Annotated in this window: 22 protein-coding genes; 12 read left to right on the plus strand and 10 right to left on the minus strand. The window is 68.5% G+C overall.

Features of this window, described 5'->3' with window-relative positions; all coding sequences use genetic code 11:
• Nucleotides 1–133 precede the first annotated feature (133 nt).
• Both Q664_RS09590 and Q664_RS09595 read right to left on the minus strand, forming a co-directional pair.
• Nucleotides 134–1,399, minus strand: coding sequence for an MFS transporter (locus tag Q664_RS09590; RefSeq protein ID WP_043392503.1), 1,266 nt, complete (start codon nucleotides 1,397–1,399; stop codon nucleotides 134–136).
• 60 nt (nucleotides 1,400–1,459) lie between these two features.
• Nucleotides 1,460–3,442 carry a methyl-accepting chemotaxis protein gene (locus Q664_RS09595; RefSeq protein ID WP_235216631.1) on the minus strand — a complete coding sequence of 661 codons (1,983 nt, stop codon included), beginning with the start codon at nucleotides 3,440–3,442 and terminating at the stop codon, nucleotides 1,460–1,462.
• 230 nt (nucleotides 3,443–3,672) lie between these two features.
• Between Q664_RS09595 and Q664_RS09600 the strand changes: the two genes are divergently transcribed.
• From Q664_RS09600 to sitI6 (Q664_RS09640), 9 genes are all read left to right on the plus strand, one after another.
• Complete coding sequence (locus Q664_RS09600) at nucleotides 3,673–4,704, plus strand: histone deacetylase family protein (protein ID WP_043392508.1); 1,032 nt, start codon at nucleotides 3,673–3,675, stop codon at nucleotides 4,702–4,704.
• A 51-nt stretch (nucleotides 4,705–4,755) separates the two neighbouring features.
• Nucleotides 4,756–5,298 carry a hypothetical protein gene (locus Q664_RS09605; RefSeq protein WP_043392510.1) on the plus strand — a complete coding sequence of 181 codons (543 nt, stop codon included), beginning with the start codon at nucleotides 4,756–4,758 and terminating at the stop codon, nucleotides 5,296–5,298.
• Nucleotides 5,295–5,972 (plus strand): glutathione S-transferase family protein, encoded by a 678-nt coding sequence (locus tag Q664_RS09610; protein ID WP_043392512.1) that lies wholly within the window; start codon nucleotides 5,295–5,297, stop codon nucleotides 5,970–5,972. Before Q664_RS09605 ends, Q664_RS09610 begins: the two co-directional genes overlap by 4 nt.
• A 58-nt stretch (nucleotides 5,973–6,030) precedes the next feature.
• Nucleotides 6,031–6,792, plus strand: coding sequence for a SitA6 family polymorphic toxin lipoprotein (sitA6, locus tag Q664_RS51865; RefSeq protein WP_235216628.1), 762 nt, complete (start codon nucleotides 6,031–6,033; stop codon nucleotides 6,790–6,792).
• Between the two features lie 24 nt (nucleotides 6,793–6,816).
• On the plus strand, nucleotides 6,817–7,545 hold the full coding sequence (gene sitI6 / locus Q664_RS09620) for a SitI6 family double-CXXCG motif immunity protein (protein ID WP_043392514.1): 729 nt from the start codon (nucleotides 6,817–6,819) through the stop codon (nucleotides 7,543–7,545).
• A 131-nt stretch (nucleotides 7,546–7,676) separates the two neighbouring features.
• Nucleotides 7,677–8,441, plus strand: a complete 765-nt coding sequence (sitA6, locus tag Q664_RS51870; protein ID WP_052517897.1) for a SitA6 family polymorphic toxin lipoprotein — start codon at nucleotides 7,677–7,679, stop codon at nucleotides 8,439–8,441.
• 22 nt (nucleotides 8,442–8,463) lie between these two features.
• Nucleotides 8,464–9,189, plus strand: coding sequence for a SitI6 family double-CXXCG motif immunity protein (gene sitI6 / locus Q664_RS09630; RefSeq protein WP_043392516.1), 726 nt, complete (start codon nucleotides 8,464–8,466; stop codon nucleotides 9,187–9,189).
• Entirely contained in the window at nucleotides 9,186–9,413 is a 228-nt protein-coding gene (locus Q664_RS09635) for a hypothetical protein (protein ID WP_043392518.1), read from the plus strand. The genes sitI6 (Q664_RS09630) and Q664_RS09635 overlap by 4 nt, the downstream gene beginning before the upstream one ends.
• A gap of 117 nt (nucleotides 9,414–9,530) precedes the next feature.
• Complete coding sequence (gene sitI6 / locus Q664_RS09640; protein ID WP_043392520.1) at nucleotides 9,531–10,259, plus strand: SitI6 family double-CXXCG motif immunity protein; 729 nt, start codon at nucleotides 9,531–9,533, stop codon at nucleotides 10,257–10,259.
• Here the strand turns inward: sitI6 (Q664_RS09640) and Q664_RS09645 are convergent.
• Nucleotides 10,243–10,950, minus strand: a complete 708-nt coding sequence (locus Q664_RS09645; protein WP_052517898.1) for a Bax inhibitor-1/YccA family protein — start codon at nucleotides 10,948–10,950, stop codon at nucleotides 10,243–10,245. The genes sitI6 (Q664_RS09640) and Q664_RS09645 overlap by 17 nt on opposite strands.
• A gap of 258 nt (nucleotides 10,951–11,208) precedes the next feature.
• On the opposite strand from Q664_RS09645, the gene Q664_RS09650 reads away from it, so the two are divergent.
• The gene (locus Q664_RS09650) at nucleotides 11,209–11,970 is read left to right on the plus strand and encodes an SDR family NAD(P)-dependent oxidoreductase (protein ID WP_043392527.1); all 762 of its coding nucleotides are present in this window, start codon (nucleotides 11,209–11,211) and stop codon (nucleotides 11,968–11,970) included.
• Nucleotides 11,971–12,001: 31 nt separating this feature from the next.
• On the opposite strand, the gene Q664_RS09655 is transcribed toward Q664_RS09650, so the two are convergent.
• Both Q664_RS09655 and Q664_RS09660 read right to left on the minus strand, forming a co-directional pair.
• Complete coding sequence (locus tag Q664_RS09655) at nucleotides 12,002–14,575, minus strand: penicillin-binding protein 1A (protein ID WP_043392530.1); 2,574 nt, start codon at nucleotides 14,573–14,575, stop codon at nucleotides 12,002–12,004.
• Complete coding sequence (locus tag Q664_RS09660) at nucleotides 14,572–15,537, minus strand: RluA family pseudouridine synthase (RefSeq protein ID WP_043392533.1); 966 nt, start codon at nucleotides 15,535–15,537, stop codon at nucleotides 14,572–14,574. Before Q664_RS09660 ends, Q664_RS09655 begins: the two co-directional genes overlap by 4 nt.
• 43 nt (nucleotides 15,538–15,580) lie before the next feature.
• Here Q664_RS09660 and Q664_RS09665 point away from each other — a divergent pair, with 43 nt between their 5' ends.
• Nucleotides 15,581–17,062, plus strand: a complete 1,482-nt coding sequence (locus Q664_RS09665) for a pentapeptide repeat-containing protein (RefSeq protein ID WP_052517899.1) — start codon at nucleotides 15,581–15,583, stop codon at nucleotides 17,060–17,062.
• Nucleotides 17,063–17,302: 240 nt separating this feature from the next.
• On the plus strand, nucleotides 17,303–18,244 hold the full coding sequence (locus tag Q664_RS09670; protein ID WP_043392539.1) for a DUF4382 domain-containing protein: 942 nt from the start codon (nucleotides 17,303–17,305) through the stop codon (nucleotides 18,242–18,244).
• Between the two features lie 134 nt (nucleotides 18,245–18,378).
• On the opposite strand, the gene Q664_RS09675 is transcribed toward Q664_RS09670, so the two are convergent.
• From Q664_RS09675 to Q664_RS58930, 5 genes are read right to left on the minus strand one after another with little or no spacing between them, the layout of a single operon-like run.
• A complete protein-coding gene (locus Q664_RS09675) occupies nucleotides 18,379–19,356 on the minus strand; it encodes an MBL fold metallo-hydrolase (RefSeq protein ID WP_043392542.1) in 978 nt (325 codons plus the stop codon).
• A gap of 50 nt (nucleotides 19,357–19,406) precedes the next feature.
• A complete protein-coding gene (locus tag Q664_RS09680) occupies nucleotides 19,407–20,372 on the minus strand; it encodes a DMT family transporter (RefSeq protein WP_235216629.1) in 966 nt (321 codons plus the stop codon).
• 16 nt (nucleotides 20,373–20,388) lie between these two features.
• Complete coding sequence (locus Q664_RS60720) at nucleotides 20,389–21,174, minus strand: hypothetical protein (protein ID WP_052517900.1); 786 nt, start codon at nucleotides 21,172–21,174, stop codon at nucleotides 20,389–20,391.
• Nucleotides 21,171–21,941, minus strand: coding sequence for a hypothetical protein (locus Q664_RS09690; protein WP_043392544.1), 771 nt, complete (start codon nucleotides 21,939–21,941; stop codon nucleotides 21,171–21,173). Before Q664_RS09690 ends, Q664_RS60720 begins: the two co-directional genes overlap by 4 nt.
• A complete protein-coding gene (locus tag Q664_RS58930; protein ID WP_160174371.1) occupies nucleotides 21,931–22,092 on the minus strand; it encodes a hypothetical protein in 162 nt (53 codons plus the stop codon). The genes Q664_RS09690 and Q664_RS58930 overlap by 11 nt, the downstream gene beginning before the upstream one ends.
• Nucleotides 22,093–22,100 lie beyond the last annotated feature (8 nt).

Below are 22,100 nucleotides of genomic sequence, written 5' to 3' on the forward strand. Positions count from 1 at the left end.
GATGGATCCAGGGGGAACCGCCCCCCGGGTTATCGCGCCCCGGACGGCGAGGTGCAACCCGATTGGACGGTGTCCCGTCCGCCTGCCTCCCCGTCCCCCGGCACTCGGGGGCGGACACGGGGCAAATCGCCCCTCAGGACCGGGGACTCCCACCCCCGGTGGGCACGGGCACCACGGCGAGCGGGGCAGCGGCCACCCGGTCGCGCGCCAGCACCCGGCGCTCCACCAGGAAGAACATGACGGGCGCCATGAGCGTGAGGGCCATGGACACGAACACCACCTGGTTCATCCCCCCGAGCTGCCCGTCGGGCAGGTCCGTCAGCATCTGAGAAGACAGGAAGGCCCCGGCCGCGGCGCCCAGGTGCTGCACGGCGGACTGGAAGGACATGAAGCGGGCGCGGATGGACTGCTCCGGGACGCGCGAGGTGAGTGTGCTGTAGGCCACATTGCGCATCCCCATGGACAGGAAGAAGCACGCGAAGATGGCCACCAGGGGTACGCCGGCCGGCGGGTGGATGAAGACGATGTAGAGCGTGCCGATGAACAACATCGAACCCACCGTGCCCACCCGGAACGAGCCCAACAGGTCCACCGCCTTGCCCGCCACCCGCAGCGTCACGAAGCTCACCAGCCCGCCGACGAAGTAGATGAGCTCCAGCTCCTCGCGCGGGTACCCCAGGTTGTGCTGCACGTAGCCGGAGATGTTGGGGATGATGATGAAGCCCGCCAGGTTGAGCAGCGACGTCATCGAGTAGGACAGGAGCACGTCCGTCCGGGTGAACAGCTCCTTCGCGCTGACGACGGGGCCCCGCTGTTGCTCCAGGTGTCCGCGAATCGGCGGCAGGTAGAAGATGGCTCCGGCCACCAGGAGCATTCCCAGGCCCGCCACCGCGAAGAAGGGCATGCGCCAGCCCGCCCAACCCGCCAGCTTCAGCGCCAGGGGGATGCCCAGCACGGACGCCACCGAGAAGGCCCCCATCACCGCGCCCATGGCCCGCCCGCGCCGCTCCGCCGGGATGAGGTCCGCGATGATGGACATGGACAGCGACGTGGCCGGGCCGCCGAACAGGCCCGCCAGCGCCCGCGCCACCAGCAGCGACGTGAGCCCCGTGGCCAGTCCTCCCGCCGCCGTGCTCACCACCAGCCCCAGCATGGCCACCGCCAGCGCCTTGCGCCGGTCGAAGCGGTCCAGGAAGTAGCTGCCCGCCACCCCCGCCACGCACCCGGCCGCCGTGTACGCCGCGCCAATGGTTCCGATGTGGCTGGTGGCGATGCCCAACCCCGTCGCGAAGTCGGGGCCCAGCGGCATCACCATCACGAAGTCCAGGATGTTGACGAACTGGACCGCGCCAATCAGGAAGACGACCGCACGCTCTGAGACCGCTCGGGGCGAGGACATGTGCCCCTCCTAGTTGGATGCCAGAGCGGGCGCACGGGATTCCTCCCGCGCGCCCCGCTCTCACACCTTGAAGCGCCGGATCTCGGCGCGGAGCACCTCGGACTGACGCTGGAGGCTGTCGATGGCCTCCTCCAGCCCCTTCACCGAGCGCGTCTGGTGCTCGGATACACCCTTGATGGCCTCCACCGCCTTGAGCACCTGCTCGCTGCCCTTGGTCTGCTCCTTCTGGGCGCGGTTGAGGTGGGTGACCATCTCGTTGATGTTCTCGATGGAGCGGGTGATCTGCTTGCTGCCGTGCGCCTGCTCCTGGCTGCTGCGCTGCACGTGCGCCGTAATCGCCTTCATCCGCTCGGCGCTGTTCATGATCTGCTCGCCGCCCTTGGCCTGCTCGTTGGAGGCCTTGGAGATCATCTGCACCGTCTCGGAGATGCGGTGGATGGCCTGCGTCACCTGCTTGCTGCCGCGCGCCTGCTCCACCGTGGCCCGGGCAATGGCCTTCACCATCTGCGTGGACTTCTGCGCGCTGTCGTTGATTTTCCGCAGGCTGCCCTCGGCCTCGCGGCCCAGCTGCACGCCCTCCTCCACGTTGCGCACGCCCTGGTTCATCACCTGCACCGCGTTGCGGCTCTCCTCCTGCACGCGGCTGATGAGGTCGGCGATCTCCTTGGTGGAAGCGCCCGTGCGCTCGGCCAGGTCCTTGATCTCGTCCGCCACCACGGCGAAGCCCTTGCCGTGCTCACCCGACTGCGCGGCGATGATGGCGGCGTTGAGCGCCAGCAGGTTGGTCTGCTCGGCCACGTCGTCGATGACGTTGAGGATGTTGCCGATTTCGGAGATGCGCCGGCCCAGGCTGTCGATGACGCCCGAGGCCCCGAGGCTGGACTCCTTGATGCGGTCCATGCCCTGCATCGTCTTGCGCAGCGCGTCCACACCCGTCTTGGCGTCCTCGGACACCTGCTCGGACAGGCGCGCCGTCTCGTTGGCGTTGGCCTCCACCTGGCCGATGGAGCTGTCCATCTGGCTGATGCTGGAGGACGTCTCCTGGGTGGAGTCGCGCAGCTCGTCGATGTTCTTGGCGACCTCCTTGATGGAGAACGTCATCTCCTCGATGGCGCTGGTGGTCTCCTCCACGCTGGCGGCCATGGCCTGGACGTTCTCGGCCACCTCGTCGTTGGTGGCGGCCATCTCCATGATGGAGGAGCTGCTCTCCTCGGCGCTCTGGTAGAGCACCTCCACGTTCTCCGCGATGCCACGCAAGCTGGCGAGCATCTGCTCCATGGACGAGGACGTCTCCTCCACGCGGCCCTGGATGGTGGAGGCGCCCGAGGACACCGTGGTGCCGGCGCGCGAGAGCTGCTCGATGACGCCGGAGACGACCTCGGACACGCCGCGCACCTGACCGAGCGTCTTGCGCAGCGACTGGCCAATGCCGTCGAGCGCCTCGGCCAGCTGGCCCAGCTCGCCACCACCGCCGGTGGTCTCCACCGAGACGCGGCTGGTGAGGTCCCCCTCGGCCATCCTGCGCGCCACCGCCATCATGCGATCCAGCGGCTTGAGGATGAGCTTGTGGGTGACGATGTAGATGAGACCCACCACCACGGCCAGGCCGATGACGAAGGCCGCCACCAGCAGCAGGGTGAGCTCACTGAGGATGTCGCGCAAGGGCGCGAAGTCCACCACCACGATGATGCGGCATCCCCCCGCGCCACACCGCGGACCCTGAGAGGCCTCGGCCAGGAGCCGATCCCCGTTGGGCAGCACGAGGGACGAGGGCGACTCGGGCCGGAACAGCTGGCCGATCAGATCGTTGAGCCGCTCGGGCCGGACGCCGCCCTCCAGGAGGATGCTCTGGTCGCTGGAGACGATGGCGGCGTAGGTGAAGTCCTTGTCCACGTCGGACACGCCCACGATGGCCCGCATGGCCACCGTATCGGCCTGCATGTCCATCGTGTCCGCGCCCGGCCGGGTGAGGACGCTGGCGAGCTCCCGGGCCTTGGCGTGGCCGTGCTCCACGAGCCTGGACTCCAGGTAGTTGGAGACCATCCAGGAGATGGAGAAGTGGAGGGCCCCGAGAATGAAGATCAGGGCCAGGGTGAAGGTCGCGAAGAGGACGACCCGGAGACCGGGTTTTGGCAGGCGTCGGAGCAAGGCCTCGGGACTGTAGGAAGGTTGACCCTCGAAGGGCAAGAAACCGGCGGTGCGCCCCCCGGAGAGAGAGGGAGCGGGCGTGGGGAGCCCATCCGCTCCATACTGGATGGGTGGGAGCCCCCTCCATGACCCAGACGCTGCTGCTGACCGACCCCCTCTTCCTCCGTCATGACCCGGGCCCCGAGCACCCCGAGTGTCCGGAGCGCCTGTCCCGCATCCTGGACCTGCTCAACCAGGAGCCCATCCGAGGGACCGAGCGGAGGGCACCCCGTCCGGCCACCGAGGAGGAGCTCGCGGCGGTACACACCCAGCGGCTGCGCGACTCGCTGAGGGCGATGCGCGGCCGGCACGAGGTGATCGACCCGGACACGCTGACGTCGCCGGACACGTATGACGCGGCGGTGCTGGCGGCGGGGGCGTCGGTGCAGGCGGTGGAGGAGGTGCTGGCGGGGCGGGCACGCAACGCCTTCGCGCTGGTGCGGCCCCCGGGGCACCACGCCGAGCCGGACCGGGCCATGGGCTTCTGCCTCTTCAACAACGTGGCCATCGCCGCGGAGGCCGCGCGCCGCCAGGGGGCCGAGCGGGTGCTCATCTTCGATTGGGACGTGCACCACGGCAACGGCACGCAGGCGGCCTTCTGGACGCGGCGCGACGTGCTGTACATGTCGGTGCACCAGTACCCCTACTACCCGGACTCGGGCGCGCCCTTCGAGGTGGGTGAGGGCCCCGGGGCCGGCTACACGCTCAACTGCGGGATGGAGGGAGGGGCGACGGACGCGGACTATGGGGCGTTCTTCCAGGACCTCTTCCTGCCGGTGGCGCAGGCCTACAAGCCGGACCTGGTGCTGGTGTCCGCGGGCTTCGACGCGCACCACGCGGACCCGCTGGCGGACATGCGGCTCACCGAGCGCGGCTTCGCGGCCATGTGCACGGCGCTCCGGGAGCTGGCGGAGAGCACCTGCCAGGGGCGGCTGGTGTTGATGCTGGAGGGCGGTTATTCGCTGGAGGGGCTCTCCGAGTCGGTGCACGCTTGCGTGGAGGTGATGGCGGGAGAGAGGAAGGACGGCTTCCCGATGGGGGTCTCGAGGGAAGCGGCGGCGGCGCTGCAGCGCAGCCGTGAGGCGCTCAAGCCCTACTGGTCCGTGCTGGGCCGGTGAGGCGCGCCGGAGTGGAGATCCGGATGACGTTCACAGGTGCCGGGGTGAGACGTGGATCGTGAAGCCGTGGAGAAGTTGCAGCGCGCGGGCCTGAAGGTGGAGCAGCCGGAGATGCTGCGCGTGGCCATCCAGCGCGACGAGAACAAGCGGGTGGTGACGGTGCGCAACGAGGTGCCGGTGATGGGCAACGAGGGCCTGGTGCTCTTGCCGCTCAAGCCCATCTCGCAGTTGTGGACGGGCTCGGCGGTGCCGCCGGACCTGTCGCGGACACCGCCGCCGCAGTACCAGCCCTTCCTCCTGCTGCTGGAGTCGACGGCCGCCAACTACTGCGCGGCCCAGGGCCGGCCCGAGACGGACGAGGAGTTCGAGCGGCTCTTCCGCCAGCTGCGCCGCAGGCCGGACGGGACGGACGCGCACCCGCTCTTCTCGTACCTGCAGGGAGCGGCGCGGCTGTACATGTCGCTGCGCGACGTGAGCCAGGCCGAGTTCGAGGCGGTGGTGAACCGGCTGAGCCAGTCGGCGAAGTGGCATTCCACGCACACGGGCAGCACCAACTACCACCGCGAGGTGCTGCAGGGGGTGTTCGGCGCATGATCGACCTGTACACGTGGGCGACACCGAATGGGCACAAGGTGTCCGTGACGCTGGAGGAGCTGGGGCTGCCGTACACGGTGCACCCGGTGAACATCGGCAAGGGCGAGCAGAAGCAACCGGGGTTCCTGAAGCTCAACCCCAACGGGCGCATCCCGGCCATCGTGGACCGCGAGGAGGGAGACTTCGCGGTGTTCGAGTCGGGCGCCATCATGCTCTACTTGGCGGAGAAGACGGGGAAGCTGCTGCCGGCGGACCGCAAGGGGCGCTCACGGGTGACACAGTGGTTGATGTTCCAGATGGCGGGCGTGGGCCCCATGCAGGGGCAGGCCAACGTCTTCTTCCGGTACTTCCCGGAGAAGCTTCCCGCGGCCATCGAGCGCTACCAGAACGAGACGCGGCGGCTCTACACGGTGCTGGACACGCGGCTGGGCGAGAGCGAGTACCTGGCGGGCGAGTACAGCATCGCCGACATCGCGAACTGGGCGTGGGTGCGCGTGCATGACTGGGCGGGCGTGTCCGTGGACGGGCTGCCGAACCTGCAACGCTGGCTGGCGGCCATCGAGCAGCGGCCCGCGGCCCAGAAGGGACTGACCGTGCCGCACGTGGTGAAGCTCGACACGTCCACCGCGCAGGAGCAGGCCATCAAGTCGGCGCGGAGCATCGTGCAGCGGTAGGGCCGAGGAGAGAGCCGAGGAGATGGAGCAGGCCGGCCTCGCGAATATGCTGGGCCGCATGCGCCTCCTGCTCCCGCTCCTCGTGCTGCTGACCGCTTGCGCGACCCCAGCGTTCACCCTACCGGAGGACGAAGTACCCGAGATCGTGTCCTCCTCCTGGGAAGAGGCTCGCGCGGACCCGACCTGCGTGGTGCCAATATGTGACGGGGAGCGCTGCGCCATCTGGCGTTGCCAGGACGTGGCGGAAGTGAAGGAGAAGGCGCCTTCCATCATCCTGGCGAGGGGAAACCTCCCGGTGGCGCGCCCTCCCATGGTGTTCCGTACCTGGCCGGGAGTGCGGCCTCCCACGGATTCCAACGCCACGACGGAATTGCGCTCTCCGCTCGCGGACACGCCCGAGCGCTGGTGGGGGCACCCCGTGGCGGCGCCCACCTCCGCGGATCCCGTCTTCGAAATCCCCTGGCACAACTGGAAGACGCGCGACCGGTTCGTCCCCAAGGAAGTGCGCCACTGGATGTGCAGCATCCCCCCGAAGGAGCCCTACGAGAAACACCACATCTTTCCGCAGCAGAAGACGTTGGCCACATGGGTCACGAGCAAGAAGATCGACATCCATGCTTTCACCATCCGCCTTCCCAGGAGCTTCCACCAGTGGCTGCACAGTGGCGGACCCGAAGGAGGGCAATGGAATGAAGCCTGGCGGCAATTCATGAACCAGAACCGCAGAACGGCCAACGCCGAGGACATCTGGCGATTCGCGGGCGAGCTCATGATGCGATTCGGCGTAAATGGCCCTCTCCTCCCCTACTACTGCGATTAAGACAGGAAGCGAGGAGCCCCGCGTATGAGCTATTTCCGTATCCAGGAAGACACGTCCGCAGGCCATACGGGCTCTATTGACGCTTCGCACAAATGGGGGCTTCCAGGCGTCCTCGACTGCCCTGCCTGCGAAGCGACCTGGGGGGACAACTCCAGAACGTATCCCTCTGTGGACCTCACTCCCGTAACATCCCTGGCCAACTTCGAGAGCGCCTGGCCCAAACCCATTGAGGAGTATGAACGGATGTGTGAGCTGGTGCGGCCCCTGCTGCCTCCAGGTGCGCTCCTGGAACCAGGAGCGGCATTCGGCCCGCTCGAAGGCAAGGCACAGGGCCGTTTCGGGCCACTGTTCACGGACTTCTCCGAGATTCTGCTGATTCAACGTGAGGCACTGGACAAGCTCCAGACGGACGGAATCCAGGGTCTCAAGGGCTGCCCGACCGCCCTGCGCTTCCGTCAGCGCAACTCGCCTGAGCTGCTCGAACTGGAGTTGCTCCCCATAGGCCGCTTGCACCCCAAGTGCCTTCCCCCCAATCCTCAACCTCCCTGTCCCCGCTGCGGTCGCATCATGCACCCCCTTCCAGACGTCCCGATACTGGACGCCTCCACCCTTCCCGAGCACCTCGACCTGTTCCGGTTGGAGGACTACTCGAACGTCAACATCTGCACCGGGCGCTTCGTCGATGCGTGCCAGCGCCTGGGATTGGATGGCGTGGTCTTCCAACCTCTGGAAGTGGCAGCGACACAGCCATGACGCTCGCCGCGCTGCTCGTCCTCGCGCCGTCCGCCGCGCAGGAGCAGGCCATCAAGTCGGCGCGGAGCATCGTGCAGCGGTAGAGCCACGGAGATGGATCAGGTCAGCCTCGCGCGAATACGCTGGGCCGCATGCGCGTCCTGCTCCCGCTCCTCGTGCTGCTGACCGCCTGCGCGACCCCAGCGTCCACCCTACCGGAGGACGAAGTACCCGAGACCGTGTCCTCCTCCTGGGAGGAGGCCCGCACGGACCCGACCTGCGTGGTCCCACTTTGTGATGGGGAGCGCTGCGCCATCTGGCGTTGCCAGGATGTGGCCGAAGTGGAGGAAGAGAAGGCGCCTCCCATCATCCTGGCGAGGGGAAACCTCCCGGTGGCCCGCCCTCCCATGGTGTTCCGCACCTGGCCGGGAGTGCGTCCCCCAACGGACTCCAACATCTCGACGGAGCTGCGCTCTCCACTCGCGGACACGCCCGAGCGCTGGTGGGGGCACCCCGTGGCGGCGCCCACCTCCGCGGATCCCGTCTTCGAAATCCCCTGGCACAACTGGAAGACGCGCGACCGGTTCGTCCCAAAGGAAGTGCGCCACTGGATGTGCAGCATCCCGCCACGGGAGCCCTACGAAAAACATCACATCTTCCCACAGCAGAAAATCCTGGCCGAATGGGTCGAAAGCAGGGGCATCGACATCCACGCATTCACCATCCGCCTGCCCAGGAGCTTCCACCAATGGCTGCACAGTGGCGGTCCAGAAGGTGGGCAATGGAACGAGGCCTGGCGGCAGTTCAGGAGGAAGAACCGATATACGGCCAAATCCGCGGACATCTGGCGGTTCGCGGGCGAGCTCATGATGCGCTTCGGCGTGAATGGCCCGCTCGTTCCCTACTATTGCGACTGACCAGGGCGCCGAAACCACGCATATGGACTATTTCATCATTCAGGAAGACAGGTCCGCAGGCTACACGGGCTATGTTGATGCCTCACACAAATGGGGCCTTCCAGGCGTCTACTGCCCCTTGTGTCAGGACAGCTGGAGTGGCGGCGCCAACGTGTATCCTTCGGTTGATTTGACGCCGATCACCGCGCTCGCCGACTTCGAGACATCCCGGGCCGAACCCATCGAAGAATATGAACGGATGTGCGAGCTGGTACGTCCCCTCCTGCCGCCAGGTGCGCAATTGGAGCCAGGAGCGGGATTCGGACCGCTCGAGGGCAAGGCCCAGGGCAGTTTCGGGCAATTGTTCATGTACTTCGACGAGGTGCTGTTGATTCAGCGCGAGGCCCTGAACAAGCTCCAGGCAGAGGGACTCCAGGGCATCAAGGGCTGCCCTACTGCCCTCCGCTTCCGCCAGCGCAACTCGCCCGAGCTGCTCGAGTTGGAGCTCCTCCCCGTGGGCCGAGTGCATCCCAAGTGCCTGCCCCCCACCCCTCAACCCCCCTGTCCCCGCTGTGGCCGCCTGATGCACCCCCTCCCGGATGTCCTGATACTGGACGCCTCCACCCTTCCCGAGCACCTCGACCTGTTCCGGCTGGGGGACTACTGCAACGTCAACATCTGCACCGGCCGCTTTGCCGATGCGTGCCAGCGTCTGGGGTTGGATGGCGTGGTCTTCCAACCCGTGGAAGTGGCAGCGACACAGCCATGACGCTTGATGCGCTGCTCGTCCTCGTTCCCGTCCGCACTGCTCGTGGCGACTGCCGCGACTCTCCTGCCAACGACGGGCTGCCGAACCTACAACGCTGGCTGGCGGCCATCGAGCAGCGGCCCGCGGCCCAGAACGGACTGACCGTGCCGCACGTGGTGAAGCTCGACACGTCCGCCGCGCAGGAGCAGGCCATCAAGTCGGCACAGAGCATCGTGCAGCGTTAGAGGCACGGAGATGGAGCAGGCCGGCCTCGCACGACTACGCTGGGCCGCATGCGCTCCTGCTCCCGATCCTCGTGCTGCTGCTGACCGCCTGCGCGACCCCAGCATCCACCCTACCGTATGAACTACTTCCGTATTCGAGAAGACAGGTCCACGGGTTACACGGGCTCTGTAGATGCCGTGCACAGATGGGGGCTACCGGGCGTCCGTTGCCCCGTGTGTCAAGACGCATGGAGTGGCGGCGCCGACGCATACCCTTCGGTTGACTTGACGCCGATCATCTCACTGGCAGATTTCGAAACCCCTCGGGCCGAACCCATCGAGGAGTACGAGCGGCTTTGCGAGCTGGTACGGCCCCTGCTGCCTCCAGGTGCACGGCTGGAGCCAGGAGCGGGGTTCGGCCCGTTCGAGGGCAAGGCCCAGGGCCGTTTCGGGCCACTGTTCACGGACTTCTCCGCGATTCTGCTGGTTCAACGTGAGGCCCTGAACAAGCTCCAGGCCGAGGGACTCAGAGGACTCAAGGGCTGCCCAACCGCCCTGCGCTTCCGCCAGCGCAACTCGCCCGAATTGCTCGAGCTGGAGCTCCTCCCCGTGGGCCGCATACACCTCGACTGCCTGCCCCCCAATCCTCAACCTCCCTGTCCCCGCTGTGGCCATCTGAAACACCCCCTCCCAAAGCCTCCCATTCTGGACGCCTCCACCCTTCCCGAGCACCTCGACCTGTTCCGGTTGGAGGACTACTCGAACGTCAACATCTGCACCGGGCGCTTCGTCGATGCGTGCCAGCGCCTGGGATTGGATGGCGTGGTCTTCCTCCCGCTGGAAGCGAGGTTCAGCGCCGGTCCATGAAGATCCGCAGGATGTACCAGAACAGCAGCGCCACCGAGGAGAACAGGGTCAACGCCGCCGCCACGTGCGAGCCCACCGGGTAGTGATGCAGCACGTTGGACGTGTAGTAGAGGATGTACCCCGCCGCGACCACGACCATCACCGCCGCGAAGAGCGTCCCCAGCGTGAAGCCGAAGAGGAGCGACACGACGATCAGCCCCAGGGCCGCGAACCCGGCGACCATCAGCGCGGGACGCAACCACGAGAAGTCACGCCGGGTGATGAAGACCGTCCCCGTCAATCCCACGAAGACGAGCCCCGTGAGCACTCCCGCCTTGGCGATGATGTTCGGGTCCCCGGAGAAGTAGGCGGCCATGTACAGCAGCGGCAACATGATGATGGCTTCCGCCACCACGTAGAGCCCGAGCCCGAGGTATTGCATGGCCGGGGAACTCGCGGACCGCGCCCACCGGTCCGCCACCCACCCCACGACCATGAAGGCGCCCAGGACGATCAGCCAGCTCATCCGCCCGCCGAGCATCGTCCGCACGAGCGGCTGCGCCAGCGATGAGTTGATCAGCGCCGCCTCCAACGCGATGAAGGCCAGCACCGCGCCTCCCAGGTGGAGGTACGTCTTCCGGATGAACGCCATCCGCTCCGAGATCGGAGCCTCCGCGGCGATCATCCCTCCCGTAGCCGTGTTCCAAGCCATGTCTCGTCCTCCTCTCGCTCTTCACCGATAACGGCGCTCGAGGTCCCCGTGGGGCGCAGTCTCCTCACGGTGGAGATGTGCGAGAGGTTTCGCTCGGCGGCATGACCGCTCTCCGCTGACCGCCAGCCCCCGGGGTGAAGCGTGGGCCGAGCGCCCGGAGGGCCGCCTGCCATCACCATGCCGCACCGCGTCGTTTTCCTTCCCCACACCCTCCCATTCCGTGGCAGGAAGTCGCCCGCACATCCGGAGGAAAGACACATGGCGGAGTTGAGCTATCGCACGGCGCTGGTGACGGGAGCCTCGAGTGGCCTGGGACGCGGGATGGCGCTCTGGTTCGCCCGGCGGGGCGTCAAGGTCTACGCCGCGGCCCGGCGCCGCGAGAACCTGGAGGCGCTCGCCAACGAGGCCCGTGCCGCCAACGCCTCCGTCGAGCCCGTGGAGCTCGACGTGGCCGACGCGGACAACACCCTCGCCCGCATCCGCGAGCTGGACGCCGCCTGCGGCGGGTTGGATCTCATCATCGCCAACGCCGGCTTCGGCCAGGAGACGTCCGGCAAGCGCATCAAATGGGACACGGTGAAGAAGGTCATCGACGTCAACGTCACCGGTGCCGCCGCCACCCTGAGCGCCGTGCTTCCGCAGATGGTGGAGCGCAAGCGCGGTCACGTGGTGGGCGTGGCCAGCCTCGCCGCCTTCCGTGGCCTGCCGCGCAACGCCGCCTACTCCGCCTCCAAGGCCTTCCTCCACACCTTCATGGAGAGCCTGCGCGTGGACCTGCGGGGCACCGGCGTCAACGTCACCTGCCTCTACCCCGGCTTCGTGAAGAGCGAGATGACGGCCCAGAACAAGTTCCAGATGCCCTTCCTCCTCGAGACGGAGGAGGCCGTGGAGCTGATGGCGAAGGCCATCGTGCGAGGGGACGCCCAGTACGCCTTCCCCTGGCAGATGGCCAGCGTCATGGGCCTGCTGAAGCAACTGCCCAACGCCATCTTCGACGCCGCCATGCGCAAGGCGCGCTGAGGCACACGGCGGTCCCGGAGCGCGCCGGGGACTACGGCGCGCCCATGATGAAGTCCTGCACGCCCACGGCGCCCTTCTCCGGCGCCACATCCTCGGGCTGCGTGCCCTTCTTGAACCAGATGTTGGTGGCGTCCTTCGTCCCGGACGAGGCGATCTTCCCCGTCTTCTTGTCGATGCGCAGCAGCCGCATGTTGTCGCGCAGCCACTCGGGCGGCCAGAACTCGGACTGGGGACGCGCCGCCAGCGCCGGCTTCATGTAGTTGAGCCAGATGGGCAGCGACGCGCGGCCACCCGTCTCGTAGCGGCCCAGCGGGTGCTCGTTCTTGTCGTAGCCCACCCACGTCACCGTCACCAGGTCCCGCGTGAAGCCGGCGAACCACGTGTCGAACGAGTCGTTGGTGGTCCCCGTCTTGCCCGCAGCCGGCTTGCCCAGCTTCTGCGCGGGGCCACCCGTGCCCTCCGCCACCACGCCGCGCAAGAGCGACGTCGTGATGAAGCCCGTCTCGGGGCTCATCACCTGCTCGCCCGGCTCGAACAGGCGGGCGTAGCCGGCGGCCACCCGGTCCTGGAGCGGTGCCCACGCGTCGTCGTACGCCGTGTGGTCCTCCAGCGTGCGGCCGAAGCGGTCTTCAATCTTGCGGATGAAGTACGTGGGCTTCTTGCGGCCGTAGCGGTTGAAGACGGCGTACACGTTGGCCAGGTCGTACGGGTACACGCACGAGGAGCCCAGCGCCGCCGAGAAGTCCTGGTTCATCGGCGTGGTGAGGCCCAGCCGCGTGCTCCACTCGGCCATGTTCTTCACGCCCACCGCCGCGAACGTCTTCACCGCGGGGATGTTCATCGAGTTCACCAGCGCCGTGCGCAGCAGCACGTCCCCGAGGAACTCGTCGCTGTAGTTGTCCGGCTTCCACGCGACGCCGTTCTCCGGATCGTGCTCGACGATGGGCGAGTCCACGATGATGGTGGCGCCCGTCCACCCCAGCTGCTCCAGCGCGGCCGAGTACACCAGCGGCTTGAAGGAGCTGCCCGGCTGACGGCACGCCTGGAAGGCGCGGTTGAACTCGTTGGCGTCGAAGTCGTAGCCGCCCACCATCGCCGTGAGGTACTGGCGGTGCGGGTCGATGGACACCAGCGCGCTCTGCAGCTGCGGCTCCTGCTCCAGCCGGAAGAGCGGCACGCCCTCGGGGATCTCCTTGTCCATCTTCCGATCGAACTGGACGTTGTCGTCCGTGAGCTCCTTCTTCACCACGTGGCGCACGACGATGACGTCATCCACGTTGAGCACCTTCCTGGCGGAGGTGAGCATCAGCCCCGGGTAGTAGCCCTCGGGGTTCACCTTGCGCGCCCAGCGCATGCCCAGCAGCGGCAGCAGGCCCTTGTGCGGACCCACCTGCACCTCCACGCCCTCGGGCTCCACCTTCGTCACCCGGGCCACGTACAGCTTGTTCTCCTGGAGCGGCTCGTTGCCCATGGCCTTCATCGAATTGTCGATGAACTCCTTGCGCTCCTGCTCCGTGGTCAGCTGCTTCACCGGCCCGCGGAAGCCCTGGCGCTTGTCGATGGCCATCAGCCCCTCGAGCACCGACTCCTGCGCCGCGCGCTGGCGCTCGCTGTCCATGGTGGCGAAGACCTTCAGGCCATCATTGAGCAGCGTCTTGTTCGTGTAGCGGTCCACCACGTCCCGGCGCACCTGCTCGGTGAAGTACGGCGCGAACTCGTGGAAGACGTCCTCCACCGGGTACACGTTCACCGGCTCGGCATCGGCCTGCTCGCGCTCCTGCGCGGTGATCATCCCCTCGTCGAACATGCGGCGCAGCACGTACGAGCGGCGCTTCTTCGCCGCCTCCGGCTTCTTGAAGGGCGAGTAGCGGCTGGGCGCCTGCGGCAGGCCGGCGATCAGCGTCATCTCCCCCAGGGTCAGGTCGCGCACGTCCTTGCGGTAGTAGTTCTCCGCCGCGCTCTGCACGCCGTAGCTGTGGTGCCCGAGGAAGACGTTGTTCAGGTAGAGGTAGAGGATCTCCTCCTTCGTCAGCGCCTCCTCCAGGCGCCGGGCGAGGATGGCCTCGCGAATCTTGCGCGTGAGGTTCTTCGCCGTGGCGCTCTCGTAGCCCTCGGCGGCGATGAGCACGGCCTTCGCCGTCTGCTGCGTCAGGGTGGAGCCACCCTGCACGCTGCCGCCCAGGCCCAGCTTCTTGCGGATCGTCTTGGTGGCCGCGCGCGCCGTGCCCAGCACGTCCACGCCGTAATGGTCGAAGAAGCTGGAGTCCTCGCTGGCGATGAAGGCCTGCACCAGCCGCTTGGGGATGCGCTCGTAGGGCACCACCTTGCGCCGGTGGTGGTAGAACTCACCGGCCAGCACCGCGTCATCGGTGTAGACCTCGGTGACGATGGGCGGCCAGTACTGGTCCACCTTGGGGATGTCCGGCAGCCCCTGGGAGTAGTGGTAGTACACGCCGGCCACCGCCACCACCGCCGCGGTTGCGCCCGTCAACGTGGCCCAGGCGGCGAACTTCAGCAGGCGCACCCAGATGGGGCGCTTGGGCGGAACACCGTCGAGCACCAGCTTCGACTCGGAGCGATCGGTCTTCTCGGGATTCTGACTCATGAGGGTTCCAGCGCGGCGCGCTTGAGCACGTCCTTCAACTCCGGGGGCATCTTCGCCTCCACCGCCACCTTGCCCCCGTGAGCCGGGTGGGGAAACTCTATGAACTCGGCATGCAGGAACAGGCGTTTGAGCCCCCAACGGGCCCGCACATCCCTGTTGAAACCGAAGTCACCGTATTTCTTGTCCCCGGCCACCGGGTGTCCAATGGCGGTCAGATGCCTTCTTATCTGATGAGTGCGTCCGGTCTCGATGACGCAGGAGAGGAGGGCTACCTCGCCCGATTGCTTGATGACCTTCCATCGAGTGACGGCCTCCTGCATGTTCACCCCGCGACGGGCCTTGGACTCGGCCGTCTGCTGGTGTTCGGCGAGCGGGAGGTTAATGACCCCCGAGTCCTTCGGCATCCGGCCTTTGACCAGTGTCAGATACCTCTTGCGGGGATGTCCGTTGGTGAAGAGTTCCGTGAAGTGAACCATCGCCGGACGGCGCTTGGCCACGAGGATGACGCCGCTCGTCTCCCTGTCCAGCCGGTGAGCGGGGCTGGCGGCGAAGTCGTTTCTCACCGCCTTGGGCCCCAGGTAGGCGCGCACATAGTCCACCAGCGTGCCCCCGGTGATGCCGCTGCCGGTGTGGACGGCCATCCCACTGGGCTTGTCCACGGCCATCATCCAGTCGTCCTCGAAGAGGATGACCAGCTCGCTGGGGTCCACGGGGGGAGGGGGTGGGGGTTTGCGCTCCTCGGGGGCGGCGGGGGCGAGGAGCTGCTCCTCGGTCCCCCGGATGGAAATGGTGTCGCCGGCCGCCAGGGGCTGCTCTGGCTGGGCGCGTTTGCCGTTCACCCGGACCTTCTTCACGCGAATCATCTTGAAGAGGTGGGAGGTGGGCACGTTCGCGAGCTTCTTGCGGAGGAACTTGTCCAACCGCATGCCCGCGCTGTCTTCCTCGATTCGGAACTCGATCATTTGACTGGCGCCCGGACCTCACCACACCGATAAATTCGGGTCCATGCCGAAAGCCCCCACGATTGAACAGCTCCTGCAGAACGGAAGCGCCGAGTGGAACCGCCTGCGCAAGTCGGGCAAGGTGCCCACCGAGCACACGGGCGCGACCTTCGCGCAGCTCTTCTCCGCCAATGCGGACCTGTCCGGACTGGGACTGGTGGGCAGCGAGTGGGAGCGCTGCGACCTGTCCAAGGTGAACTTCCGTGATACGGACCTTTCCAACGCCTACTTCCACGGCGGCCGCCTCCAGGACTGCGACTTCCGGGGCGCCAACCTGGAAGGCGCCACCTTCGAGAAGCTCAAGCTCCTGCGCTGCGACTTCACCGGCGCCAGGGGCCTGGAGGAGGCCGACTTCGACGAGGTGGACATGGACCGCGTCACCGGCCTGGACGGAGAGGAGGCCCCCCCTCCCCCGCCCCCGCCGGTGCAGGGCATCACCGCCTTCACCCGCGAGCAGCGCGACAAGGTGATGGGCCCGGGCGCCCTGCTCGCCCCCTCCACCGAGCAGCAGCAACAGCCCGGCGAGGGCGAGCCGCCGCCCTTCAAGCCCCAGGACAACCCGGGCCAGCTCTTCTTCCGCGCCCTCAAGCGCCTGGGCGCTCCCCCGCTCTGGGTGCTGGACGTGGCCGGCCTGCGCCCCCTGCTCCCCTCGCGCATGCCCCCGGGCAGCTCCCTGGAGACGCTCTACCGCGAGGCGGTGAAGACGCGGCTGGAGAACAAGAAGCCCGCGGCGGACCCCGGCGCGGTGGAGCGCGCCCAGCGCTCGCTGCGCATGGGCGCCAAGGACTCCAACCTCGCCGCCATGTACCTGCGCGAGGTGGGCGTGGTGCCCTCCTTCCGCTTCTCCGCGGCCAAGGTGCTCAAGGACTCCCTGCGCGAGGAGCTGGCGGTGGATGACCTCACCGGCTCGGTGGATCCTCGCACCACCGGCGCGCTCCTGGAGCTGCGGCTGCCCCAGGAGGTGGTGGAGCACACGCACGAGGTGCGCCGCCGGCTCGCCGCCACGCAGCTGTACACCGCGCTGCTGGAGGCCGGCTTCAACCCGGACAACAACTGGGAGGAGGCCCTGGAGTCCGCCGAGTCCTCCATGGAGCTGGCGCAGCTGGCCACCGGCGAGGACCGGCAGGCCCTGCTCGAGGGCTTCCAGGTGTTCTCCGCCCTGCCCGAGGAGGCCCGGCTGCGCCGCCTGGCCTACCTGGCCGAGTCCCTCAACCACCTGGAGCTCCTCGGCCGTCTGCCCGAGGGCATGGAGCCGGCCTGGCTCTCCGGCCCCGAGACGCGCGAGTGCCACGACCGCGAGATGTCGTACGTGCAGGCCCTGCGCGCGGACGACATCCCCCGCAAGGTGGCCGCGCTGGCCAAGGCCGAGCTGGGCGTGCCCGAGGGCGAGGTGCCCGAGGAGAGCGAGGACGATCTCTTCGTCCACCTGCGCTGCGACGTGTGCGGCAAGGAGAAGCTCATCGTCCAGTCTCCCGCGGACGAGTGAGCGGCGGGTGACGGGGCGCGTCATGAAGGTGTGACAGGGAGGCGTGACGGGCGCCCGTGGACGGGGGGAGTGAACGGTCCGGGACACTCCCCCTGTCCCAGCTGGTACACCCCCCCGGTCCCGGGTCACGCAAGTGGCCGGAATCCGGGGCCCGGGAGCACGGCACGCCGGGTGCTTTGGGGAGGACACGTGAGCCCTCGGGCTCATGAGTTCCTTCATCCCACCCCGGAGTCCTCTTCCATGAAACGCCTCCAGCTTCTCACGCTCAGCCTGTTCGCGCTGGCCTTCGGACTGGTCACCAACGGCTGCGGCAACCAGGGCAGCGTCACCATCAAGCTCACCGACGCCCCGGGCGACTTCAAGGCCGCCGTCGTCACCATCTCCGAGGTCTACCTCCAGGGTGAGGGCGGCCGCGTGGTCCTCAGCGACGAGGCCACCACCACCAACCTGCTGACGCTGGCCAACGACACGAAGGACATCGTCAAGGACGCCATCGTCCCCGAGGGCCGCTACTCCGAGCTGCGCTTCGTCATCTCCGGCGCGTACATCGAGGTGGAGCAGGAGGACGGCAGCACGGCCATCTTCGCCACCTCCAACGACTACGCGGGCCTGCCCGAGGGCGCCACCGTCTCCGGCATCCTCCAGACGCCGAGCTTCAGCTCCTCCGGCGTGAAGGTGAAGTTCGAGGGTGACGCGGTGGAGGTCGCCGGCGAGCAGAAGGTCATCCTGGTGGACTTCGACGTGTCGCAGAGCTTCGGCAAGGACCGCGGCCAGGGCGACAAGTGGGTGATGAAGCCGGTCATCAAGGGCGCGGAGATCGTCTTCAGCGGCAGCGTGAACGTGACGCTGGCCCAGGACGAGGGGGTGAGCCTGCCCACCGTGGACGGCGTGCCCCTGACGCTCGGCGCCTTCCGCGCCACGCTCCGCAGCACCGAGCCCGCCGCCGATGGCGCCGCCGAGCCCGCCGCCGAGGAGCTCGCCCTGACGGACGCCAACGGTGACGGCGTGTACGAGGCCAGCTTCAAGTTCCTCGTCCCCGGCAACTACGAGCTGAGCTTCGTGGGCCCCGAGGGCCTGAGCTTCACCACCAACCCCGGCATCCCGGCCTCCGTCACCATCGGCTCGGGCACGGACCAGTCGAAGGCCTTCGTGCTGACCTCGGCCTCCATCACGGTGCCCTAGTTAGCGGCTCCTCAGAAAACGGAAGAGTCCCACACGGACTCGTAGTATAAGTACTTCCCCAGTAGTACCCCCCCTCAGTTGTACCGGACGGGGATACGGCACGGCACCGTATCCCCGTTCGGACTTTGCGGGGCTCAGAGGAGCGAGAGCTGCTTGGGCGCGCCGAGCGCACGCGCATCCAGGCCGTGCCCGCGCAGCACCTCGGCCAGCTCCTCGGCGAAACCGTGCAGGGTGATGACGTCCCGGGCCCCGGTGGCCTTCGCGTAGCGCACCAGCGAGGGACAATCCGCATGGTCCGAGAGCGGGAAGGCCACGTCCGCGCCATAGCGCCGCGTGGCTCCGGCCCCATCCACCGCCCAGCCGGTGAGCACGGCGGTGGCACGCGGCCAGAGCGGAGCGAGCGCTCCACCCCGATTGAGGTGCGGCGGGAAGAAGAGCACCTCGCCCGGCTCCACACGGCCCTCGTAGCGCCGCAGCGGCTCGATGGGGACACCGAGCTCGCCGTAGAGCTTCGTCACCTCGTAGATGGAGGGGTGGGCCACCAGCGAGAAGCCGCGGTCCGCCAGGTACTTCATCGCCTCCTGGGCCTTGCCCAGCGCATAGGCCAGCAGCACCGGCACCGCGCCACGCTCCAGGTGACGGCGCACCCAGGACTCCACCTGCCCCAGCACCTCCTCACGCGGCGGGAAGACGTAGCGCGGGTGCCCGAAGGTGGACTCGATGACGAGCACGTCGCACTCGGCCACCTGCGTGGGCTCGGCGGTGAGCGAGGGCGCGAGGCTGATGTCCCCCGTGTAGACGATGCGCTTGCCGTCCTCGCGGGTGACGCGAATCTGCGCGCTGCCGAGGACATGGCCCGCGGGCAACAACTCCAGGGTGAGCGAGCCCAGCGCGAAGGGGCGGCCATAGGGCACGGCCAGCGGTGCGTTGAGGGTGCCCAAGCGGTGCGCCATGAGCCGCAGCGTGGCGGCGGTGGCGATGGTGCGCTCGTGCCGGGCGATGTGGTCCGCGTGCGCGTGACTGACGAAGGACAGCGGGGACTTGCGCTTCGCGTCCAGGGACAGCGGCGTCCCCGTCAGGTGCAGTCCGTTCCTTCGCAGCTCGACGCTCATGAGAAGCGCCGGGTATAGCGCTTCCCGGCGGGCATGCACGTCTTCTCGCCCTACTCGCTGGCCGGGGCGTCCGGCAGCCGGGGGGCCGTGCGCGCGCGCACCTTGTCCCAGAGATGGCCTCCGAGCTCGGCCACCAACACCCCCAGGACGATGAGGCCTCCGCCTATCCACTCGCGCGGGCCGAGCGTCTCGTAGCCGAGCGCCACCGAGTACACGCCAGCGAAGACGGGCTCCATGGAGCAGATGAGCGCCACGCGCACCGCGGTGGTGCGGGCCTGCGCCCACGTCTGGATGCAGATGGCCAACGCGCTGGCGAAGAGGCCACAGAAGGCCGCCGCGCCCACGAAGGACGGCGTCCACTCCACCCGCGCCCCGGCGAAGGGCAGGCAGAGCACGGACAGCAGCGACACCACCCACAGCTGCACCCCCACGAGCGCCACCACGCCCGACTTCGGCGCGTACCGCTCGGTGAGGAGGATGTGGAAGGCGTAGGCCAGCGCGCAGCCCAGCGTCAGCCAGTCGCCCCGGGAGAGCCCCTGCCCCGCGTCCAGCTCCGCGCCGGTGAGGTAGCGCATGCCCACCGCCGCCAGCGCCACGCCCACCCACGAGGAGATGCGCGGCACCCGCCGGAAGAGGAGCAGCCCCAGCACCGGGACGAGCACCACGTACAGCCCGGTGATGAAGGCCGAGCGCGAGGGCGTGGTGGACACCAGGCCCACCGTCTGTAGGGCGAAGCCGAGGAAGAGGAAGACGCCCATCAGCAGTCCCCGGCGCAGCGTCTGGGGGACGAACATCTCCCGCCGGGCGATGGCCGTGAGCGCCAGCGCGCCGATGCTGAAGCGCAGCGCGAGGAAGGAGAAGGGGTCTCCATGGCTGAGCGCCCCCTTCACCACCACGAAGGTGATGCCCCAGAAGGCGGTGATGAGGGCCAGGGCCCCGTCCGCCCGGAGGCGCGCCCGGGCTTCCGGGTGGGACGGAGCTCCCGTCGTCTGCGTCAGTGCCGGAGTGCTGCTCACGAGGGCTGCTTTTGGCCTACCCACCGGACCGATGCAATGGGGGAGACGGCGCCTCCCAGCCCCGAGCCCTCGCCTCCCGGGCGAGCTCCCGCAGGAGCGCTCCGTCCACTCCGAGCCCTCGAGCCATGGGAGCCACCAGGAGCCACCGCTCCCGCGCGCTCCCCTCCTCCGCGTACACGAAGCCCCGGAGCCGGCCCCTCGCATCGAAGGCGCCCATCACCAGCCCCGCGCCCCGGGCGAGCTCCGCGCCCAGCTCCGCCGCCGCGTGGGGCAGGTGGTGCCCCGCGAAGACGAGCAGGACGTGCGCCTCGGCGGGACACAGCGGGCGCACCGTCCACGCGCCCAGCCACCGGGCTCGCGCGGGCCTCGTCCACGCGGACGTTCCCCACGCACGCGCCAGCCGCACGGCGCCTCGCGACACGGGGTTGCGGAAGGCCGTGGTGCCCAGGCGCTGCGCGGCACGCAGCCACGGGCGCGCGAGCACGGGCACGGGCACCTCCACGCCCCGCGTCCGCACGCGGATGACCCGGCCGAGCAGCTCGGCGGAAGGATCCTCCCGTCCCAGCAACGAGGCGGTGCGCACCGGGGACGTCCCCGTCACGAGGTGCGCGGTCAACCCGCCATCCGCCCGGAGCAGCACGGCGAGGTCTCCCAGCGCCACCGCCTCCACCGCGCACCGGAGCACCTGGATGGAGTCGCCACTGCGCAACAGCGGCCACATGCTGCGGCCCAGCCCTCGCACCCAGAGCGTCCTGCCCTCCGGGAGCTGGCGCAGCACCTGCCCCACGGCCATGGACGTCACGCCGCCTCCACGAAGTCCCGCGCGAAGCGTCCCGCGTCCGGCGACTTGCGGCAGGTGAAGCGGAACAGGCCCACACGCCCGGCCAGCGCCGCCGCTCGCGCCGTCAGCTCCGGGCGCGACACCGTTCCCGGAGGCGGCCGGTAGGCCTGTTGCAGCAGGAGGCGCACCGCTTCCGGGGCCTCCACGGGACTGACCGACTCGGCCGGGCCCTTCACCACCCAGACGATGCGCGCCAGCCGCGCCGCCGCGCACGTGGGCACCAGGTCCGCATCCGAGCGGAACGGACTCCCATACACCTCGCCCGAGGGCAGCAGCCCCACCGTCTCGTCCGACAGCAGCGCGCCTCCCGCCGCCACCGCGTTGCGCGCCAGCGTGGACTTGCCCGCGCCACTCGGGCCCACGACGGCCAGCGCGTTTCCGGAGAAGGCCACCGCCGCCGCATGGAGCAGCAGGCCGCCCTGGCGCAGCACGCTCACCAGCACCGCCGCCCGGAGCGCCGCCTCCGCCGCGAAGGGGTCCGGAGGGATGTGCGCCACCACCCGCTCCGCCTCCACCTCCACGGAGCCCCACACCGGCCGCTGGGCATCCAGGAGGAAACCCCGGGCAGCGGCTTCGGGGGACGCGGGATGGGCACTCAGGTACACCCGGGGAGAGCCCGCCCGCCCGGAGGGCTGGAGGTGGGACCAGACGCACCGCTGTTCGAGCAGTGGAACGAGCCCGTCCTCCACCTCGATGACGCCCTCCCCTACCCGTACCTCAATCGCCATCTGGCGATGACTCAGCACCGGGAGGGCAGAAGGGAGCACAGCCCTGTCCCGGGTCCTTCGAGGCGAAGAGATTGGCCACCAGGATCCTCTCCGAGCGGATCACCGGACGCCGATAGGGCCGCTTCTGCTTCTTGGATTCGCTGGTCGTCATCGCCTCCT

The sequence above is a fragment of the Archangium violaceum Cb vi76 genome, from assembly GCF_000733295.1.
Classification (GTDB): Bacteria; Myxococcota; Myxococcia; order Myxococcales; family Myxococcaceae; genus Archangium; species Archangium violaceum.

Coding starts and splice junctions, on each gene's coding strand:
- sitA6 (WP_235216628.1), top strand. CDS start 6,031: ATGCGCCTCCTGCTCCCGCTCCTCGTGCTGCTGACCGCTTGCGCGACC.
- sitI6 (WP_043392516.1), top strand. CDS start 8,464: ATGGACTATTTCATCATTCAGGAAGACAGGTCCGCAGGCTACACGGGC.
- sitI6 (WP_043392514.1), top strand. CDS start 6,817: ATGAGCTATTTCCGTATCCAGGAAGACACGTCCGCAGGCCATACGGGC.
- Q664_RS09665 (WP_052517899.1), top strand. CDS start 15,581: ATGCCGAAAGCCCCCACGATTGAACAGCTCCTGCAGAACGGAAGCGCC.
- Q664_RS58930 (WP_160174371.1), bottom strand. CDS start 22,092: ATGACGACCAGCGAATCCAAGAAGCAGAAGCGGCCCTATCGGCGTCCG.
- Q664_RS09670 (WP_043392539.1), top strand. CDS start 17,303: ATGAAACGCCTCCAGCTTCTCACGCTCAGCCTGTTCGCGCTGGCCTTC.
- Q664_RS09635 (WP_043392518.1), top strand. CDS start 9,186: ATGACGCTTGATGCGCTGCTCGTCCTCGTTCCCGTCCGCACTGCTCGT.
- Q664_RS09600 (WP_043392508.1), top strand. CDS start 3,673: ATGACCCAGACGCTGCTGCTGACCGACCCCCTCTTCCTCCGTCATGAC.
- Q664_RS09675 (WP_043392542.1), bottom strand. CDS start 19,356: ATGAGCGTCGAGCTGCGAAGGAACGGACTGCACCTGACGGGGACGCCG.
- sitI6 (WP_043392520.1), top strand. CDS start 9,531: ATGAACTACTTCCGTATTCGAGAAGACAGGTCCACGGGTTACACGGGC.
- Q664_RS09645 (WP_052517898.1), bottom strand. CDS start 10,950: ATGGCTTGGAACACGGCTACGGGAGGGATGATCGCCGCGGAGGCTCCG.
- Q664_RS09610 (WP_043392512.1), top strand. CDS start 5,295: ATGATCGACCTGTACACGTGGGCGACACCGAATGGGCACAAGGTGTCC.
- Q664_RS09690 (WP_043392544.1), bottom strand. CDS start 21,941: ATGGCGATTGAGGTACGGGTAGGGGAGGGCGTCATCGAGGTGGAGGAC.
- sitA6 (WP_052517897.1), top strand. CDS start 7,677: ATGCGCGTCCTGCTCCCGCTCCTCGTGCTGCTGACCGCCTGCGCGACC.
- Q664_RS09660 (WP_043392533.1), bottom strand. CDS start 15,537: ATGATCGAGTTCCGAATCGAGGAAGACAGCGCGGGCATGCGGTTGGAC.
- Q664_RS09650 (WP_043392527.1), top strand. CDS start 11,209: ATGGCGGAGTTGAGCTATCGCACGGCGCTGGTGACGGGAGCCTCGAGT.
- Q664_RS09655 (WP_043392530.1), bottom strand. CDS start 14,575: ATGAGTCAGAATCCCGAGAAGACCGATCGCTCCGAGTCGAAGCTGGTG.
- Q664_RS09595 (WP_235216631.1), bottom strand. CDS start 3,442: ATGGTCTCCAACTACCTGGAGTCCAGGCTCGTGGAGCACGGCCACGCC.
- Q664_RS09590 (WP_043392503.1), bottom strand. CDS start 1,399: ATGTCCTCGCCCCGAGCGGTCTCAGAGCGTGCGGTCGTCTTCCTGATT.